The organism is Kitasatospora sp. NPDC056184 (genome assembly GCF_042268405.1).
Lineage (GTDB): Bacteria > Actinomycetota > Actinomycetes > Streptomycetales > Streptomycetaceae > Kitasatospora.
In genome coordinates, this window is record NZ_JBHJUI010000004.1 from 282,423 (window position 1) to 300,016 (window position 17,594).

14 protein-coding genes and 1 pseudogene are annotated in these 17,594 nt (G+C 76.1%); 9 read left to right on the plus strand and 6 right to left on the minus strand.

Features of this window, described 5'->3' with window-relative positions; all coding sequences use genetic code 11:
• The first annotated feature begins 3 nt into the window (after positions 1-3).
• Positions 4-663 carry an organomercurial lyase gene (gene merB, locus ACFC0B_RS11205; protein WP_376084821.1) on the plus strand — a complete coding sequence of 220 codons (660 nt, stop codon included), beginning with the start codon at positions 4-6 and terminating at the stop codon, positions 661-663.
• 87 nt (positions 664-750) lie between these two features.
• Here the strand turns inward: merB and ACFC0B_RS11210 are convergent, their stop codons facing one another.
• The gene (locus tag ACFC0B_RS11210) at positions 751-4,677 is read right to left on the minus strand and encodes a phosphodiester glycosidase family protein (protein WP_376084823.1); all 3,927 of its coding nucleotides are present in this window, start codon (positions 4,675-4,677) and stop codon (positions 751-753) included.
• Between the two features lie 355 nt (positions 4,678-5,032).
• Between ACFC0B_RS11210 and ACFC0B_RS11215 the strand changes: the two genes are divergently transcribed.
• The gene (locus ACFC0B_RS11215) at positions 5,033-5,326 is read left to right on the plus strand and encodes a hypothetical protein (protein WP_376084825.1); all 294 of its coding nucleotides are present in this window, start codon (positions 5,033-5,035) and stop codon (positions 5,324-5,326) included.
• On the opposite strand, the gene ACFC0B_RS11220 is transcribed toward ACFC0B_RS11215, so the two are convergent.
• Both ACFC0B_RS11220 and ACFC0B_RS11225 read right to left on the minus strand, forming a co-directional pair.
• A complete protein-coding gene (locus ACFC0B_RS11220) occupies positions 5,311-6,030 on the minus strand; it encodes an AAA family ATPase (protein ID WP_376084827.1) in 720 nt (239 codons plus the stop codon). The two genes, ACFC0B_RS11215 and ACFC0B_RS11220, sit on opposite strands and share 16 nt — an antisense overlap.
• 32 nt (positions 6,031-6,062) lie before the next feature.
• A complete protein-coding gene (locus ACFC0B_RS11225; RefSeq protein ID WP_376084829.1) occupies positions 6,063-6,623 on the minus strand; it encodes a MarR family winged helix-turn-helix transcriptional regulator in 561 nt (186 codons plus the stop codon).
• 47 nt (positions 6,624-6,670) lie between these two features.
• Here ACFC0B_RS11225 and ACFC0B_RS11230 point away from each other — a divergent pair, with 47 nt between their 5' ends.
• The 3 genes from ACFC0B_RS11230 to ACFC0B_RS11240 all read left to right on the plus strand — a co-directional run bounded on the left by ACFC0B_RS11230 (position 6,671) and on the right by ACFC0B_RS11240 (position 11,341).
• Entirely contained in the window at positions 6,671-7,594 is a 924-nt protein-coding gene (locus ACFC0B_RS11230) for a DMT family transporter (protein ID WP_376084831.1), read from the plus strand.
• 420 nt (positions 7,595-8,014) lie between these two features.
• Entirely contained in the window at positions 8,015-10,126 is a 2,112-nt protein-coding gene (fusA, locus tag ACFC0B_RS11235; protein WP_376084833.1) for an elongation factor G, read from the plus strand.
• 201 nt (positions 10,127-10,327) lie between these two features.
• Positions 10,328-11,341, plus strand: a complete 1,014-nt coding sequence (locus ACFC0B_RS11240; RefSeq protein ID WP_376084835.1) for a metallophosphoesterase family protein — start codon at positions 10,328-10,330, stop codon at positions 11,339-11,341.
• 100 nt (positions 11,342-11,441) lie between these two features.
• Here ACFC0B_RS11240 and ACFC0B_RS11245 read toward each other — a convergent pair whose 3' ends face one another.
• Positions 11,442-12,329 carry an NAD-dependent epimerase/dehydratase family protein gene (locus ACFC0B_RS11245; protein ID WP_376084837.1) on the minus strand — a complete coding sequence of 296 codons (888 nt, stop codon included), beginning with the start codon at positions 12,327-12,329 and terminating at the stop codon, positions 11,442-11,444.
• Between the two features lie 186 nt (positions 12,330-12,515).
• On the opposite strand from ACFC0B_RS11245, the gene ACFC0B_RS11250 reads away from it, so the two are divergent.
• The 3 genes from ACFC0B_RS11250 (at position 12,516) to ACFC0B_RS11260 (ending at position 15,250) form a co-directional block, all read left to right on the plus strand.
• Positions 12,516-13,382: a helix-turn-helix transcriptional regulator gene (locus ACFC0B_RS11250; protein WP_376085109.1), complete on the plus strand. Its 867-nt coding sequence runs from the start codon at positions 12,516-12,518 to the stop codon at positions 13,380-13,382.
• Positions 13,383-13,816: 434 nt separating this feature from the next.
• Entirely contained in the window at positions 13,817-14,719 is a 903-nt protein-coding gene (locus tag ACFC0B_RS11255; RefSeq protein ID WP_376084838.1) for a neutral zinc metallopeptidase, read from the plus strand.
• 165 nt (positions 14,720-14,884) lie between these two features.
• Complete coding sequence (locus ACFC0B_RS11260) at positions 14,885-15,250, plus strand: hypothetical protein (RefSeq protein WP_376084840.1); 366 nt, start codon at positions 14,885-14,887, stop codon at positions 15,248-15,250.
• Between the two features lie 267 nt (positions 15,251-15,517).
• Here the strand turns inward: ACFC0B_RS11260 and ACFC0B_RS11265 are convergent.
• Positions 15,518-16,174, minus strand: a pseudogene (locus ACFC0B_RS11265) (alpha/beta hydrolase); the annotation flags it as partial.
• On the opposite strand from ACFC0B_RS11265, the gene ACFC0B_RS11270 reads away from it, so the two are divergent.
• Positions 16,113-16,376 (plus strand): hypothetical protein, encoded by a 264-nt coding sequence (locus tag ACFC0B_RS11270; RefSeq protein ID WP_376084841.1) that lies wholly within the window; start codon positions 16,113-16,115, stop codon positions 16,374-16,376. The pseudogene ACFC0B_RS11265 and the gene ACFC0B_RS11270 overlap by 62 nt on opposite strands.
• A gap of 555 nt (positions 16,377-16,931) precedes the next feature.
• Here ACFC0B_RS11270 and ACFC0B_RS11275 read toward each other — a convergent pair.
• On the minus strand, positions 16,932-17,570 hold the full coding sequence (locus ACFC0B_RS11275) for an NAD(P)-dependent oxidoreductase (protein WP_376084843.1): 639 nt from the start codon (positions 17,568-17,570) through the stop codon (positions 16,932-16,934).
• Between the last annotated feature and the right edge of the window lie 24 nt (positions 17,571-17,594).

A 17,594-nucleotide genomic window follows, 5' to 3' on the forward strand; every position in this document is an offset into this window, starting at 1 on the left:
GCGATGGAGGCGGAACAGCTGAGACTCGCGGTCCACCGCGCCTTCGCCGCCACCGGGCGCGCCCCCGGCCACGACGAGCTGGCCGCCGGCCTGGGCGCCACCGAGGCGGAGGTCCGCGCGGGCCTGCGCCGGCTCGCCGAGGCCCGGCACCTCGCGCTCGGCCCGGACGACACGATCCTCATGGCCCACCCGTTCTCGGCCGTGCCGCTGGGCTTCTCGGTGATGGCCGGCGCCACCCTGTGGTTCGGCGGCTGCGCCTGGGACTCCTTCGCGCTGCCCCACCTCGTCCCCGGCGCCGATCCGGCGCTGGTCGCCACCACCTGTCCGGCCTGCGACCGCCCGCACGCCTGGACGGTCACCCGGCAGGCCCCGCCGGAGGGCGGGCAGGTGGCGCACTTCCTGGTGCCCGCCGCCCGGATGTGGGAGGACGTCGTCCACACCTGCGCCCATCAGCGGCTGTTCTGCTCCACCGGCTGCGTCGACGCCTGGCTCGCGGCCACCGGCAACCGGCGGGGCGCGGTGCTCGACCTGGCCACCCTCTGGCGGCTCGCCGCGCACTGGTACGAGGGCCGGCTCGACTCGCCGTACACCCGGCGCGAGCCGGCCGAGGCCTCCGGGTACCTGCGGTCGGTGGGGCTGAGCGGGGAGTTCTGGGGGCTGTGAGGCGCCGGGACGCCGAAGGCCCGTGCGGCCGCCGCCGTTGAGGCGGGGGCGGCCGCACGGGCCGGGGTCAGGAACGGGACGGCGGCGTCACAGGGCGCCGCACTGGCCGCCCTTCGGGCCGTTCACGGTGTTGCCGTGGCCGCCGTTGCCGGGGGCCGGGGTGTTGCCCGCGCAGTCCAGCGGACCGCGCACGGTGCTGCCGGCGACGGCGGTGCCGCCGGTGTTGAGCGCCAGGTGGGCCGGGCCGTCGACGGTCGACCAGAGCAGGGCGACCTGCCCGGTGGAGCCGCTCACCGCGACCGGGCCGGACACCTGGGTGTCGGTCAGCACGAAGGCCGCCGCGCCGCGGGCCGAGACCGGGCCCTTGAAGACCGAGCCGGTGGCGACCAGCGCCGCGCCCGGCTGGACCAGCACCGGGCCGGTGACCGTCGCGCCGTCCAGGCAGGTGACGCCGGAGGTGACCGCGAGCTTCTTCTGGGTGCCGCGCAGCGTGGTGGTGCACGCCGGGACGGAGCCGACGGTGAGCTTGCGCTCCGCCGTCACGCCGCCGACGGTGACGGTCAGCGTCGCGCTGCCCGGCCGCAGGCCGGTGAGCGTGCGGGCGGCCGGGTCGTAGGCGGCGACGCTGCCGCGCGGGGCCTCGGCGGCCGGGCCGATGTGCACGCCCTGGCCGCCCCACCGGGCGGTGACCGGCCAGGCGACCGGCACGGTCCGCTCGCCGTCCTGGGTGAAGGTCGCGCTGACCGGCACGGAGTCCAGCAGGCCGAGCGAGGCGGGGGCGCTCAGCTGCACCGCGTCGGCGCGGGCCCGCACCTCGGCGCGCAGCCAGGCCGAGGCGTCGTCCGGCACCGCGTACGGGTCGGTGACCTTGCCGGCGGCCGGGTTGATGCCGAGCATCGTCCAGCCGGTGAAGCCGCCGCGGTCCGGCTCGGCGGCCGGGCCCTTGCCCGAGTTGCCGTTGATCAGGTACGGGACGCCGTCGACGCTGCTCGCGTGGAAGGCGCCGACGTGGCCGCTGATCATCGCGGCGGACTTGCCGCCCGCGCGGAAGCCGGCCAGCCACTGCTCGACCAGGGCGGCCTCCTTGCGGTCGCCGAGCTGACTGCCCTGGTCGGGCAGCGGGTCGCGGGTCGGGTGGTGGTCGAACAGCAGCAGACCGGTGACGGACGGGTCCTGGGCGGCCGCGTCCAGGGTGGTGCGCAGCTTGGCGATCTGGTCGAAGCCGCTCGCCCGGAAGGAGCCGAGCGCGCTGTTCAGGGTGATGAACCGGGTGCCCTTGACGTCGAACACCTCGCTGGTCGCGCCGAAGGCGGCCGTGAAGTTGTCGATGGTGCCGGGGCCCATCACCTCGTGGTTGCCGGGCACGTAGTGCCAGGGGACGGAGCGGCCGGTGAGCTGGTCGAACTCGTCCAGCACCTTGCGGGCGAGGGCGAAGTCGGCCGGGCTCGCCTCGTCGACCAGGTCGCCGGCGATGACCAGCAGGTCGGGCTTGGCGGCGGCGATGTCGCGCAGCGTGCGGCGGGCGGCCTGCACGATGTCGCTCTCCGGGGCGCGGGCGATGAACTGGGCGTCCGACATCACCGCGACCCGAAGCGGCTTGCCGTCCACGGTGCCGTTGGTGAGCACCACCGGGTCGGTGACCCGCGGGCGCACCGGCAGTTCGACGTCCGGCGCCACCTCGACCCGCAGGTCGGCCAGGGTGAGCGCGCCGGTGTAGGAGCGGGCGGCGCCGGTCTCCATCAGCCGGAACCGCTGGAAGGTCAGCGGGTACTGCACGCCGGCCGGGATCGGGAACTCCACCTTCCGCCAGCCGGTCCAGGTGACCATCGGCGCGTCCAGGTTGGCGGTGACGCCGGCGGCGGTCCGGTACTGGATGCGCGGCCAGGCGCCGTTGCCGTCGCCCTCGATCCACAGGGTGATCGCGCGCGGCTGGCCGGGCAGCACGATGCCCTCGGGGGCGATGGCGTACTGGCCGCGGGTGCCGGTCGACTGGGTGAAGTCGTACGTCAGGCGCAGGCCCTTGCCGCCGTCGTGGCCCGGGGCCGGGGCGACGCCGCCGCCGGGCGCGCGGTCGTTGCCGGACTTCCAGGCGGCCGCGTCGGAGAAGTCGGCGAACGGCTTCTCGGTCATGCCGACGGTGACGGCGACGGCCGTCTCCAGGCCGCCCGCGGTCAGCTTGAGGGTGGCGGAGGTGCCGTCGGTGAGCGCCTTGACGGCGATCGAGCCGTCCTCGGCGGCGGAGGTCTCGACCACGCCGGCGCCGCCGGTGACGGTGAGGTCGGCGGCCTCGACCGGGGCGGTGTGGCCCTGGGCGTCGTAGCCGGTCACGGCGATCTTGGCGGTGGCGCCGGCGGCCTCCAGGCCGATCGGGTCGGTGCCGGCGGTGATCCGCACCGGCGCGCCGAGCACGGTCAGCGGCAGGGTGCCGGCCTCGGCGCCGTCGGCCGCGGCGGTGACGGCGGCCGGCCCGGAGGTGCGGCCGGTGACGACGGCCTCGGTGCCCTTGGCGGACACCTCGACGCTGCCGGGCTTGGCGTCCTTGCTGTCCTTGGCGTCCTTGGTGTCCTTGGCCACCGACCAGCGGACCGGCGGGGTGCTGCCGGTGACCGGGCCGAAGGTCTCGTCGTGCGGCAGCGCGCGGACGGTGCGGTGCAGGCCGGGGAAGACCCGGGTCGCGGTGTCCACGGCCTCCGCCGGGCGGACCCGGAAGCCCTTGACCAGGCCGGAGCCCGGCGCCGAGAACAGGCCGAGCCCGTTGGCGACGGCGCGCTCCCCGCCGTTGTCGGAGGGGCTGCTGACGGTGCCGGCCCGAGCGGTGCCGGGCAGCCGGGCGGCCATCGCGGCCGAGCCGCCGCCGTCCATGTTGAGCGCGTTGCGCGCGCCCATGTCCCGCATCAGCACCGCGAGGTCCGGCAGGCTGATGCCGGGGCTGTCGGCCTGCCGGCCGTCGACGGTGACCAGGTACATCCGCTTGTTGTCGGCGGAGAAGCCCACGGCGGTACGGGCGTTGAGCTCGTTGCCGTCGTTCTCGCCGGGCCGCTCGGCGACGCCGTCGCGGACCAGCACCTGGTAGCCGCCGACCGCCACCGCGACCTCGCCGAAGGAGGCGCGCGGCCGGTAGCCGGTGGTGACCCGGTCGCCGGGCGCGAGCTCGCGCAGCGCGCGGGCGCCGGCCTCCCGGCCGACCAGCACGGTGGAGCCCTCGGGCACCGCGGCGCCCAGCTGGTCGCGGACGGCGGTGACCCGGCCGTCGCGCAGCTCCACCTCGACGACCTCCGTGGAGCCGTCGGCGACCTTGGCGCGGGAGGCCTTGCCCCAGGCGGGGGTGAACAGGCCGACGCCGTCGGCGGGCAGGCCGTAGGTGTTGACGCCGTTGAGGGTCAGCTCGCGGCCGCCGGGCAGAGTGGCGCGGCCCTCCAGGAAGACCTCGGCCATCCGGGCCAGGCCGTCGGCGCCGACGGTCACGGCCTGGTTCCAGCCCTCGATCGGGGCGTGGACGAGGCCGCCCTCGCGGGAGACGCCGACGCCGAGCGGCGCCTCGGAGGCGTTCATGTCGAAGTAGTCGCCGTTGACGGCGGCGACCGCGCCGGCGCCCCGGGCCATGTCGGTGACGGTCTGGCGGGTCGTCACCTGGCCGGAGGACAGGTAGTCGACGCTCAGGCCCTCGGTGGCGAGGTCGGCGACCAGGACCTTGCCGCGGATCCAGCCGGTCCTGCCGAGCCGGTCGAAGGCGGTCATGGTCAGCCCCGGGGCGATCGGGGTGACCTCGCGCCGGGTGACGACCGACTCGCCGGGGCGGTCGAGCACCAGGCCCGGGTCGGCGGCGGTGCCGTTCGCGCCGGGGGCGGCCGGTCCGCCGGGCGCGGCCCAGGCCGTGGCGGGGGCGAGGGCGGGCAGGCCGGCGGCGACGAGCGCGCAGAGCGCGAGCGCCGCGGCCGGGCGGCGGAGACGGCGGGCCGCGGGCGCGGCGGCGGGAACGGGGGCGGTCGTCGTGGGGGTGACGGGCGGTGACATCGGTGGTTCAGCTCCTCGTACTGCGACGGGACGTGCGTGCCGCCGGTGCGAGCGCAGGACGCGGTCGGCGGCGTGGAGCGCCGCGAGCGGCGCGGCCCGGGGGCATGATCACCAGGCCGACGGCAGTCAATCGTCCACGAAAGACCGTCACGCCACGCGATGGTGAACCGGTCTGTTCGGCCGTGCGAACAAAAGCCCCATTCGTCGCGGGAACATGACACAACAGGGCGTCCGGGCACGGAAGGTGAGGATCCCGGTTTCCCGTCCTGCTGCGGATTCCGGTGCACGCCGGGGGCGCACAGTGGAGCCCGCACGACCTCGTCCTCGTCAACGAGCTCCACCGGAGGGGAACACCATGAGCATCCGCACCGCGGCCGCGGCCGTCGCCGCCACCGCCGCCCTCGCCGTCCCGGTCCTCGCCGCCGCCCCGGCCTCGGCCGCGCCCGCCCGGGTGGCGGCCTGTTCGACGTACAGCAACTACGTCAGCTACGGCGTGGCCTGCGACGGCACCCGCAGCTACTACGCGTGGGCCGTCTGCGCCAACAACCAGGTGGTCTACGGGGCCACCCGGTCGGGCGGGGTCTGGTCGTACGCCTACTGCAGCAACGTCGGTTCGACCTTCCGCAGCGGCGGCTACACGCTGATCTGACCGCTGCCGCTCGCGCTGCTGCTCGCGGTGTCGCCCGTGTCGCCGCTCGCGCTGCCGTCCGTGTCGCCGTCCGTGTCGCCGTCCGTGCCGCCGCTCGCGCTGCCGTCCGCGACCAGGGCGCCGTCCACGCGGTCGGCGAGCGTGGACCACGGGCGGCAGTCGACCACGGGGAGCGCGTACCGGCGGGCCTCGGCGGCGAGCCAGTGCGAGTACCGGGCACTGACCTCGGCGCGGTCCGCCTGCACGCCGCTCCCCGGCTCGCGGGCCGCGTAGTTGGCGGTGATCCGGTCCGCCTCGCCCTCGTGCAGGAAGACCGCCCGCACCTCCCGCCCGGCCGCCCGTCCCAGCGCGACCGCGCGGGCGCAGGCGGCCGGGGTGAGGTAGTCGCCCTCGACGACGGCGGGGACCGGCACGGTCAGCCGGTTGCGCACCACGCCGAGCAGGGCCGGCCGCAGGGCCTCGGCGGTGGCGATCTGGAGCTCCAGCACCCGCTCGGGCGGCAGCTCCTCCGCCGCCGTGCCGTCGCCGAAGTGGTGCAGACCGGGATGCTGCGCGGGCGTGGTGAGCTCCTGGACGGCGGCGACCACGTCGTCGAACTCGACGACGAAGGCGCCCTCCGCGGCCGCGATCCGGGCGGCGGCCAGGCTCTTGCCGACTCCGGAGGCGCCGCCGAGCAGCACGAGGTCCCAGGTCCGTTTCGTCATCCGGCGACGCTATCGTGCGGGATCCGGTGGGATCATCCGGTTTTCCCTGCTTCGCCTCCGCCGGGCCCGAGGTGGTCGAGCCGCTGCTGCCACGCCGTCAGCAGGCCCTCCAGTGCGGCGGCCTCCTCGGCGGAGAGCAGGCCCAGCAGCCGGTGCTCGTTGCGCATGTGGGCGGTGAACGCCTCGTCGATCAGCCGGCGGCCCGCCTCGGTGAGCGCGACCACCCGGCCGCGCCCGTCCGCCTCGCTGCGGCGGCGGGTGACCAGGCCCGCCCGCTCCAGCCGGTCGATCCGCTTGGTCATGGCGCCGGTGGTGACCATGGTGCGGGCGGCCAGCTCCCCGGGCGCCCGCTCGAACGGCGCGCCCGCCCGGCGCAGCGCGGCCAGTACGTCGAACTCGCCCTCGGCCAGCCCGTAGCGGCCGTAGACCAGGCAGAGCTCCTCGGTCAGGCGGCCGGCCAGCCGGTGCAGCCGGCCGATCACCGCCTGCGGGGAGACGTCGAGGTCGGGCCGCTCGCGGCGCCAGTCGGCCTGGATGAGGGCGACGTGGTCCGGGGCCGGATCCGTCGCACGGCTGTCTCGGCTGCGCTCCATGCCCCCATCCTAGCCGGATGGCTTCCGTGGAAGTTATATTGTCTTCCATGGAAGCCAGTTTCCGGTGGGTCCTGCTGACCGCCGTCGCACCGGTGGCCTGGGGCGCCAACTACTACGTCACCCGCGAGTTCCTCCCGCCCGACCGCCCGCTGTGGGGCGCCGCCCTGCGGGCCCTGCCGGCCGGCCTGCTCCTGCTGGCGCTGCGCCCGCGCCGCCCGCGCGGAGCCTGGTGGTGGCGCTCGGCGCTGCTCGGGCTGCTCAACACCGCGGGGTTCTTCGTCCTGCTCTACGTCGCCTCGCAGTCGCTGGCCACCAGCGTCGCCGCCACGGTGATGGCGGCCTCGCCGCTCGCGATGCTGCTGATCGCCTGGGCACTGACCGCCGCCCGTCCCGCCCGGGCCCACCTGCTCGGGGCGCTGGTCGGCCTGGGCGGGGTGGGGCTGATGCTGCTGACCCGGGCCGAACCGGTCGGCCTGCCCGGCCTGGCGGCCTCGGCGGCGGCGATGCTCGTCTCCTCGCTCGGCTACGTGCTCGCCGGTCGCTGGCGGGACGGCCCGGACGTGCTCGCCACCACCGCCTGGCAGCTGGTGGCCGGCGGGCTGGTCCTGCTGCCCCTGGCGGCGGCGTTCGAGGGCGCGCCGGCGGTGCCCGCCGGGCGGGAGCTGCTCGCCTTCGGCTACGCCGCGGTGGTGGCGACCGCGCTGGCCTTCACGGCCTGGTTCACCGGCCTGCGCCACCTCCCGCCCGGGACGGTCGGCCTGGTGGGCCTGCTCAACCCCTTGACCGGCGTGCTGCTCGGCACGGCGGTGGCGGGCGAGGGCCTCGGCCCGCTCCAGATCGCCGGCCTGCTCCTGGTCCTGGCCGGAGTCGCCCTCGGCCGCCCGGCCCGGGGCGCCGCCCGCGCGAAGGCCCCGGCGGTGCCCGGGACACCCGCCGCACGGGGCCGGCCGGTGCCGTCGCGGCGGGGGTGAGCCCTCGCCCCGGCGGCCGACCCCGGCGGCCGAGCCCCGGGCGGACCCCGGGGCCGGCCGCCGCTGCTGACGGGCCGTGGGGAAAACCGGATGACCCGGGGCGGGCCGGTTCCTACACTCGGCACCCAGAGGCGCGCCGCCCGGGGTTCCGGCGGCGGCGCGCGCCGTGACGAGTCGAGGGAGGACCGGTCGTGCGCCACCGCACCGCTGCCGTCGTCCCCTCGTCCCGGTTCGAGGTGATCCTGGTGTCCTCGTCCCTCCGGTGCCCGCTGCGCGGCCGGCACCGGGTGCGTGCGACGACCGTCTGACGCCTCCGCCACAGGAGCGAGGACACCGTTGCCGGCGGACCCCCGCCGGTCGCCGCCGTCGCCGCGATCGCGCTGCCCCCCTCATCCCGAGAGCTCCGAAAGGCACCGGGCCATGCGCACCGACGTCCGTACCACCGCCATCGCCGCCGTCCGCAACCTGGGCATCCTCGCCCACGTGGACGCGGGCAAGACCACCGTCACCGAGCGGGTCCTCTACCTGACCGGCGAGACCCACAAGCGCGGCGAGGTCCACGACGGCACCACCGTCACCGACTGCCATCCGCAGGAGCGCGAGCGGGGCATCACCATCTTCGCGGCCGCGGTCAGCTGTGTCTGGGACGGTCACCGGATCAACCTCATCGACACCCCCGGCCACGTCGACTTCGCGGACGAGGTCGAGCGCTCGCTGCGGGTGCTGGACGGGGCGGTCGCGGTGTTCGACGCCGTCGCGGGCGTGGAGCCGCAGAGCGAGAGCGTCTGGCGCCAGGCCGACCGGCACGGCGTGCCGCGGATCGCCTTCGTCAACAAGCTGGACCGGGCCGGGGCCGACCTGGACGCGGCCGTCGCCTCCATCCGGGAGCGGCTGCACCCGGCCCCGCTCGCGGTCCAGCTGCCGATCGGGCGGGAGGCCGGCTTCACCGGTGTGGTCGACCTGCTGACGCTGCGTGCCCTGACCTGGGACGACGGCCCCGACGGGGACGGCTTCCGGGAAGGGCCGGTGCCCGACGGGCTCCGGGCCGAGGCCGAGCGGCGGCGCGGGCTGCTGGACGAGGCGGTGGCCGGGCTCCACCCGGCGGCCCTGGAGGAGTACGTCGAGCACGCGGCGCTCTCCACCGCGACCCTGGCCGCCGCCCTGCGGGACCTCACCCGCAGCGGCGAGGCCGTGGTGGTGCTGTGCGGCTCGGCCTACCGCAACCGCGGGATCGAGCCGCTGCTGGACGCCGTCACGGCCTACCTGCCCTCGCCGCTGGACGTTCCGGCGGTGCGCGGCGCGGCAGGTGCCGGGGAGGCGAGCGCCGAGGAGGTGGAGCGGGCCGCCGATCCCGACGGGCCGCTCACCGCGCTGGTGTTCAGGGTGAACGTCGGTGCCTCCGGCCGGCTCACCTATCTGCGCCTGTACGCGGGCACGCTGCGCAAGGGGGACACCGTGCTGGACGCCGGCAGCGGCCGCACCGAGCGGATCGCCCGGATCCTGCGGGTGCAGGCCGACCTCCACGTCGAGGCGGAGACGGCCGTCGCCGGCGACATCGTCGCGGTGGTCGGCGTCAAGGCCGCGCGCACCGGCGCGACGCTCTGCGCGCCCGGCGCGCCGGTGGTCCTGGAGCCCGCCGTGGCCGCGACGCCGGTGGTGACGGTGGCCGTCGAGGCGCGGCGCACGGTCGACACCGACCGGCTGGCCCTCGCGCTGGCCCGGCTGGTCGAGGAGGACCCGTCGCTGGTCGTCCGCACCGACCCGGAGACCGGACAGCGGGTGCTGTCCGGGCTGGGTGAACTGCACCTGGAGGTGGCGGTGGAGAAGATCCGCCGGCAGGGACTGGAGGTGGCCGTCGGCCGTCCGCAGGTCGCCCTCCGGGAGACCGCGGAGCGCGGGGTCGCCGGCCATGTCCACCGGCACGTCAAACAGGACGGCGGCGCCGGCCAGTTCGCCCACGTGGTGCTGGACGTGGCACCGCTGGACGTGGCGACGCCGGATGCGGCGGCGCCGGACGGCGCGGCCGGGGAGGAGGGCGGAGGGTTCGTGTTCGCGTCCACCGTCACCGGCGGGCGGGTGCCGAAGGAGTACGTCCAGGCGGTGGAGGCGGGCTGCCGGGACGCACTCGCCGACGGCCCGCTGGGCGGCCACCCGGTCACCGGCCTGCGGGTCGTCCTGACCGACGGGGCCACCCACCCGAAGGACTCCTCGGAGCTCGCCTTCCGCACCGCCGGGCGGCTGGCGCTGCGCGAGGCGCTGCGGGCCTGCCGGATGGTGCTCCTGGAGCCGGTCGCCGAGGTGACGGTGACCGTGCCGCAGGAGGCGGTGGGCGGTGTCCTCGGTGACCTCGCCGCCCGCCGGGGCCGCGTCCAGGGCTCGGCCCCGCGCGGCGGGACGGCGGTGGTGACGGCGGTCGTGCCGCTCGCCGAGCTGTTCGGCTACGCGACCGCCCTGCGCAGCCGCACCCAGGGCCGGGGCACGTTCACCACCCGGCCGGCCGGGTACGCCCCGGCACCGCCCGCCGCCCGCTAGCGCCGAGGCCGCCGGGACCACCTCGCGTGGTCCCGGCGGCCTGGCGGGTCCGGCCGTGCTGACGCAGGCTCGGGCTGAATGGTCTCGACCACCCGTCAGTGTGCGTTCACCTGGCCGCCCACTTCATCGCGTAATGATAACGGGTCTGGTCCAAAGCGCGGAGGTGGCACCGTCCCCTGCGCGCAGTCGAAAGGAAAGACCATGGAACGCAGATCCCTTCTCGGCGCGACCGCCGGCGCGTTGGTGCTCGGAGGTCTCGCCCAGGGGACCGCGCAGGCAGCACCCGCCGACGGCGGCGAGGGGCTCGTGACCACGTTCAACGTCATCAGCGACATCCAGGGCGACCTCGGCGACTTCGCCCAGGCTCTCAAGGACATCCGGGCCACCAACCCCCGCTCCTCGGGCCTGGCCGTCGCCGGGGACATCACGCCGCGCGGCTACGACTTCGAGTACGCCGACGTGCAGAAGGTGCTGGACCAGGGCCCGAAGCCCCGCGAGGTGGCCTGGGCCATCGGCAACCACGAGTTCTACGTCCCCAAGTGGTCGGACCCGAACACGCTCGCCCAGAGCACCTGGCCCAACGGGACCACCGAGGACTCCCTCTTCCGCAGCTTCTACCGGTTCGCCAAGCGGTCCGCGGTCTACGCGGAGACGACGTTCGGCGGCATCCCGGTCCTGACCCTCGGCACCGAGCGCTACATGAAGTACCACGACAACTCCCTGTGGGACGAGGTGTGGATCAGTGAGGCGCAGTTCCAGTGGATGGAGGACCGTCTGCAGTACTGGGGAAGGCGCCGGAAGCCGGTCATGGTGGTCACCCACCACCCGCTGCCCAACACCGTCTCCGGGACCCGGAGCAAGATCTACCTGAGCGACTACCTCCAGCCCGACCGCCTCCTCGGCATCCTCGGGCGCCACCGCGACGTGTTCCTCTTCAGTGGCCACACCCACTGGGACCTGACCCTCTCCGACTGGTACGTCCGCCGCGTCGTGCCGGGCACCGCCAACCTCGACGGCTTCTCGGTGATCAACACCGGCGCCGTGCAGACGGGTTTCGCCGACAACGGGCAGGGCGGCGAGGCCACCGTTCCCGGACACTTCAACCAGGGTCTCCAGGTGGACGTGTACCGCGACCGGGTCGTCATCAAGGCGCGCGACTTCGCCACCGGCACCTGGATGAAGCAGATGACGGTGCCGCTGTCCACGCGGAGCTGATCCCGGGAGCGGTTGACGGACGGGTGCCCCGCACCGAGCGCCGACCGGTGCGGGGCACCCGTCCCGGCGATCGCGGCGGCCGGGCTCCGCGGGTGCCGGTCTACAGGGCGCCCGCGTCGCGGGCCGTCCACACCGACGGGTACAGCGGGCGCCAGTTCAGCTCGCGGCGGATCGCGGTCGTCGAGACCTGGCCCTCCCAGGGGTCGGCGGGCCCGGCGGGCCCGGACGGCTCGGTCCGGCGGGCCTCCGGGTCGGTCCAGGACGCCGGGTGGGGCGCGCCGTTGATGCCGTGCAGGTCCCAGGCGGTCACCGGTGCGTCGTCCGCCACGTTGTAGCTGCGACCCTCCACCCCCGGGGTCACCGCCGCGCTCCACAGCGCCCGCGCCACGTCGGCGTGGTGCACCACGGGCAGGCGCTGGTGCGAGGGCCAGCGGCCGGCCCAGCCCAGCACGTCCGCGAGGTGCGGGTCGCCCTCGCCGTACACGAAGGCGGGCCGGACCACGACCAGCGGCAGCCGGTCGCCGAGCGCGCGCAGCCCCTCCTCGGCCGCGGCCTTGGAAGCGGCGTAGGCACCCCAGGCCGGATCCGGGGCCAGCGGGTCGTCCTCCACGGCGGGCCGGGCCGACCCGCGTCCGTAGACCAGATTGGTGCTGGTGTGCACGAACCGCCGGACCCCGGCCTCGACGGCGTCCCGCCCGAGGGCGACGGCCGCGTCCCGGTTCACCGCGAAGGCCTCCTCGTCCGACACCCCGCGCAGCGCGGCGGCCACGTGCACCACCACGTCCACGCCCTCCAGCGCCCGCGCCCGGTCGGCCGGCTCCCGCAGGTCGCCGACGACCGCCCGGAGACCGAGGGCGGTGGCCGTCTCCGCCTGTGCCGTCCGTCGCACCAGTACCCGGACCGCGCCCGGGCCGGCCCACTGCGCCAGCCGCGGTACGAACCGGCGGCCGACCTGCCCGGTGGAACCCGTCACCAGAAACGTCGTCATCACTGCCTCACTCCCGGAAAGGTGGTCGCTCATCGACGGGGGCGGCGACCGTTCGCCGGCGTGTCCGGCGCCGCCCTCCCGGCCACCACGATGGCGGCGCACCGTCGGCGGTGGCAGAGACCTCCTCAACCAGGGACCGGTGATCCCTGGTTGGGCGGCCCGCGCGGGGCGGAGGATGGGAGGGTGATCGACCGACCGGCCCTCGCCGACTTCCTGACCCGCCGCCGCGCAGGGCTCACCCCCGCGGACGTCGGCCTGCCGCCCGGCGCCCGCCGCCGCACACCCGGCCTGCGCCGGGAGGAGGTGGCGCAGCTCGCCGGGCTCTCGGTGGACTACTACGCGCGCCTGGAGCAGCGCCGGGGCCCGCAGCCCTCGCCGCAGCTGGTCGCGGCCCTCGCCCGGGCCCTGCGGCTGACCGAGGACGAGCGGGACCACCTGTTCCACCTCGCCGGCCACCGGCCGCCGCTCCGCCACACCCCGCTCACCCACGTCCGGCCCGGCCTGCTGCTGATCCTGGACCGGCTGCACGACATACCGGCCCAGGTGGTCTCGGACGTGGGGGACGTCCTGGCCCAGAACCCGATGGCCGCCGCTCTGTTCGGCGATGTCACCCGGAGCCGGTCGGAGCAGTACAACGTGGTCCTGCGCTGGTTCGCCGAGCCCGCCGTCCGCGCCCGGTTCCCCGCCGAACAGCACGAGGAGCTGGCCCGCGCGCACGTCGCCCACCTGCGCGCCGCCCACGCGGCCCGTCCCGGGGACGCGCACCTCGGCCGGCTGGTGACGCGCCTGCTCGCCACCGGTGAGGAGTTCGCCGCCCACTGGGCGCGGCACGACGTCGCCGTGCGGCGAAGCGGTCGCAAGACGGTGCTGCACCCGGTGGTCGGCCGGCTCGACCTGGACTGCGAGGTGCTGGCCGCCGCGGGCCAGGACCAGTTGCTGCTCGTCCACACCGCTCCGCCCGGCACCGTGAGCGCCGAACGCCTGGAGCTGCTCCGGGTGGTCGGGCGGCAGCGGCTCGACGCCGGGCCGGCCGAGGACGCGGCGGCCCGGTGAGCCGCAACCGCCGCTCCGGGGCCGGGCGCGCGAGCGCGGTCGTGCCGGGCTCGCCGGAGGCGCTCGAAGGCGTCCGGGCCCGACCTCGCCGCCGCCCGGCCCGACCTCGCCGCCCGACCCGACCTCGCCGCCCGGCTCGCCGCCGCCCTCCGGCCGAGGGCGGCCGGCTCCGGGCAGGGTGTCCCGGAGGAGGTGCGGCGCCGGGTCGGGGCCTTCCCGGCGACCGGGTACGCGGCCGCCCAGGCCCCGGCTCCCGGCACGCGGTGACGAGCCGGTCGCGGCACGTCACGGACCCCGCCGCGACCCCGGCGAACCGCCTCTGACCTGCGCGTCCTGCTTCGGAAGCGGCGCGCGGAGCGGCTACCGTGTCCGGGCGGCCGTGTCCGGCCGCCCGGCGCCGCGGGCGCCGCCAGCACCACAAGGGACGGACCGGCATGCAGTTCGACGACCAGGGCGACCTCGACACCTCGCAGGTGGACGACCGGCGCGGCATCCCCGGCGGGAAGGTCGCCATCGGGGGTGGCGCGGCCGGTCTGATCGCCGTTCTGATCGCGGTGCTCTTCGGGGTCGACCCGAGCATCCTCGGGCTCTCCGACGGTGGGGGCGGGTCGAGCAGCGGCTCCGGCCGGGGCACGACGGCGGGGGAGGTCCAGCAGGTCTGCAAGACCGGTGCCGACGCCAACCGCCGCCAGGACTGCCGGATCGTCGCCGTCACCAACAGCCTGCAGGAGTTCTGGGGCGGCCAACTGCCCCGGTCCGGCGTCGCCTACCGGCCCGCCGAGACGGTCCTGTTCAGCGGCCGGGTCGACACCGCCTGCGGCGCGGCGAGCTCCGCCGTGGGCCCGTTCTACTGCTCCGGCGACCGGCGCGCCTACTTCGACCTCGGGTTCTTCGACGAGCTGTCCACCCGCTTCGGCGCGCGCGGCGGCCCGTTCGCCGAGGCCTACGTCGTCGCCCACGAGTACGGCCACCACATCCAGAACCTGACCGGCACGATGCAGAAGGTCGGGCGGGACCGGCAGGGCCAGAACAGCGCCTCGGTCAAGCTGGAGCTCCAGGCCGACTGCTACGCCGGCGTCTGGGCCCACCACGCCACCACCACCCCGCAGGCGTCCACCGGGCGGCCGCTGATCAGCACCCTCACCGACCAGGACATCGCCCAGGGGCTGGACGCCGCGGCGGCCGTCGGCGACGACCGGATCCAGAAGCAGGCCACCGGCCGGATCGACCCCGACACCTGGACCCACGGCTCCTCCGACCAGCGCAAGGCGTGGTTCACCACCGGCTACCGCAGCGGCGACCCGGCCCGCTGCGACACCTTCGCCGCGCAGCGCTGACCCGCGGCCGGGCCCCGCCCGGACCTGCGGCACCCGGCGCCGCGCTCCCGGCGCCACGGCCCCCGGCACCCTGTCATCCGTCAGGGACCGCCGGGGGCGGCGGCTTCCTACGCTGCTGAGCACCGGCCCGACACGGACCGGACCAGCATCCGAGGGAGAACCACCATGCGCAAGATCCTGCACACCGCCGCCGCGCTCGCCCTCGCGGCCGCCGCCGCCACCACGATGGGGACCACCGGCGCCCAGGCCGCCGACGGACCCTGGGACGGCTGCCCGTACGGGGCGGTCTGCATCTACCCCCAGGACTCCGACACCAGCAGGCCGCCGACCGACATCTTCTGGAGCTACGGCGCCCACAACCTCCGCAACCAGGTCGGCCGGCACTGGGTGCTCAACAACCAGTCCGGCGGCGCGCACGCCCACCTGTGCACCGGCTCCAACGGCACCGGCTGCGGCGAGGACATCCCCGCCGAGACGGGCGTCTACGCCGACCTGACGCCGATCAACTCCATCACGCTCGACCGCCCCTGAGCGGCCGAGGGCCGGTCGGCCCTCGGCCGGGGCCGTCCGCGGCGGGTCCTCCGGGGGGAGGACCCCGCCGCGGACGGCCGTGTCCGGGACCGGAGCGCGGCCGGCGGCGTCGGCGCGACCCGGTCGGACCGGCCGAGGGCGGGGGAGGGGGGCCGTTCCGGGCCCCGGTGTACGGATCACGCGGCCTCCGGGGAGGGGCAGGTGGCCGCCGGGCGGGACCGTCCCGGCGAGCAGGTAGGACTCCACGGTGGAGCGCACGCACGGGTTCGGCCCGGGGTACTGGCCGTGGTCGCCGTTCCCGGGGACCGTCACCAGGCGCGAGCCGCGCAGCGCCCGGTGCACGGAGAGCGCGGCCTCGAAGGGCGTCGCGGGGTCGTGCACCGAGTTGAGCATCAGCGTGGGCGGCAGGGCCGCACCGGTGATCCGCACCGGGGGCGCCGTCGGCGCCGGCCAGGTGGCGCAGACCGCGGAGAAGGCGAGCGTACGGGCCCCGACCAGTGGCCGGCGTGCGGTGTTCTCGGCGCTCCGGTCCGCCGAGGCGGACAGGTCGCGGGTCCACGGGGTGTCGGTGCAGGTGACCGCGAAGTACGCGGCGAGGAACTCCGGGTCGAGGTACTGGCCGAAGATCCACCGGGCGGCGGTACGGGCGGCCGGCCCGGCGTTCGGCCAGTCGTCGAGGGCGGTCAGCGCGGTGGCCGGACCGGGGAAGTCGTTCGCGCGGTGGACGGCCTGGATCGCGCCGTTGTCGAACTGGTCGGGCCCGACGGTGAGCGGGCCGTCGACCACCGGGTGCTCGCGCAGGACCGCCCGGCGCGCCTCCCAGCGGGCCTTCGCCCCGGCGGCGGTCGTGCCGTGGTGGTAGGTGGCGTCCCGGGCGGCCGGCCAGGGCAGGAAGTCCCCCTCGAAGCGGCGCTGGAAGCTCATCGGCAGCCGCTGCGGGAACCGCTCCCAGGCGCCGTCGACCCCGGTGACGCCGTCCAGCACCATCCGCTCGACCCGCTGGGGGAAGAGCGCCGCGCAGGAGGCGCCGACCCTGGTGGCGCAGGACGGTCCGAAGAAGATGGTGGCGTACTCCAGCGCGGCCTCCTCCGGGCAGGGCCGCCGGTCGAACTGCTGCGGCGCGTAGCGGGCGGGCACGGCGGGGGCGGCCGGTCCGACGGGCGCGGCCGCGGTGTGCCGGCGGAAGGCCGGCATCCGGGAACGCCCCCCGGTGGGGCGGGTGGTCCGTGGGGTGGCCCGTGGGATGGTCCGTGTGGTCATGGCGTCGATCCTGGCCGGTGGACCGATCGTGGTCGATCCAGCAGGCTTCCGTCTTTGCCCTGGTGCCTGAGCCACCTCTGACCGGGTGCCAGCTGGAGGTGTTCACCCGCCGGGGTGGGATCGGGAAAGGGAGGTTGACGGTGACTCCACCTTTTTCCGGGTGGGGTCCGTCGATGGGGGTGAGCGGCCGAGCGGGCCTGAAGGACCGGGAGAAGGGAGCAAGAGATGCGGAACAACAGGACGGGGACGGGGAACCGGACGGGGAGCTGGACGGCGGAGCGGGCGAGGGCCAGGACGGGAGCGGGCGGCGGGTGGAGGGCCGGGGTCGGCTGCCGGACGCCGGGGACGCCCGGGGCGGTGAGGGTGCCCTGGGCGTCGGACGGCCGGAGGCGGCGGGTGCCGGGTCGGCCGGGGAGGGGGGTCAGTAGCCGACGGTGAAGCGGGCGCGGCGGTGGGCGGGGCGCTCGGCCTCGTCGAGGAGGGCGACGGCGAAGTCCTCCATGGAGATGGCCGAGGCACCGTCCGGGTCGACGACGAGTTCGTCGAGGCCCAGCCGGTAGCGGCCGGTCCGCTCGCCCGGTTCGAGCAGGGCGGCCGGGCTGAGGTAGGTCCAGTCGACCTCGGCGTCCGCGCGGCAGAGGTCGAGCTGCTCGCCGCAGGCGTCGGCGATCGGGCGCAGGGCGGCGGGGAAGTCCGGGGCGTCCACGAGGGTGAGGCCGTTCCCGCCGGGCAGGGCGAGGCTGCCGGCGCCGCCGACGACCAGCAGCCGCACGCCGGTTCCGGCCAGGCCGGCCAGCAGGCCCTTGGTCGCGGTGGCCAGTTCGTCCTCGTGGCCGGGGGCCGGGCGGGTGGCCGTGACCAGCAGGTCCTGCCTGTCGGCGAGGCGGCGGACGTCGGCGGGGTCGCGGGCGTCACCGGTGGCGATTCCGACCGTCGGCGGGAGCCGGTGCGGGCGGGAGGGGTCGCGCAGGACGGCGGTGACCCGGTGGCCGCGGGCGGTGGCCTCGGCGACGACCCGGCTGCCGACGTTGCCGCTCGCGCCGAACACGGTGATGCGCATGGGAGTTCTCCTGGGATCGGATCG

Excerpts from the sequence above, each read along its gene's own strand:
- ACFC0B_RS11245 (WP_376084837.1), bottom strand. The coding sequence starts at position 12,329 with ATGACGACGTTTCTGGTGACGGGTTCCACCGGGCAGGTCGGCCGCCGG.
- ACFC0B_RS11220 (WP_376084827.1), bottom strand. The coding sequence starts at position 6,030 with ATGACGAAACGGACCTGGGACCTCGTGCTGCTCGGCGGCGCCTCCGGA.
- ACFC0B_RS11255 (WP_376084838.1), top strand. The coding sequence starts at position 13,817 with ATGCAGTTCGACGACCAGGGCGACCTCGACACCTCGCAGGTGGACGAC.
- ACFC0B_RS11215 (WP_376084825.1), top strand. The coding sequence starts at position 5,033 with ATGAGCATCCGCACCGCGGCCGCGGCCGTCGCCGCCACCGCCGCCCTC.
- ACFC0B_RS11225 (WP_376084829.1), bottom strand. The coding sequence starts at position 6,623 with ATGGAGCGCAGCCGAGACAGCCGTGCGACGGATCCGGCCCCGGACCAC.
- ACFC0B_RS11260 (WP_376084840.1), top strand. The coding sequence starts at position 14,885 with ATGCGCAAGATCCTGCACACCGCCGCCGCGCTCGCCCTCGCGGCCGCC.
- ACFC0B_RS11240 (WP_376084835.1), top strand. The coding sequence starts at position 10,328 with ATGGAACGCAGATCCCTTCTCGGCGCGACCGCCGGCGCGTTGGTGCTC.
- fusA (WP_376084833.1), top strand. The coding sequence starts at position 8,015 with ATGCGCACCGACGTCCGTACCACCGCCATCGCCGCCGTCCGCAACCTG.
- ACFC0B_RS11275 (WP_376084843.1), bottom strand. The coding sequence starts at position 17,570 with ATGCGCATCACCGTGTTCGGCGCGAGCGGCAACGTCGGCAGCCGGGTC.
- ACFC0B_RS11230 (WP_376084831.1), top strand. The coding sequence starts at position 6,671 with ATGGAAGCCAGTTTCCGGTGGGTCCTGCTGACCGCCGTCGCACCGGTG.
- ACFC0B_RS11210 (WP_376084823.1), bottom strand. The coding sequence starts at position 4,677 with ATGTCACCGCCCGTCACCCCCACGACGACCGCCCCCGTTCCCGCCGCC.
- merB (WP_376084821.1), top strand. The coding sequence starts at position 4 with ATGGAGGCGGAACAGCTGAGACTCGCGGTCCACCGCGCCTTCGCCGCC.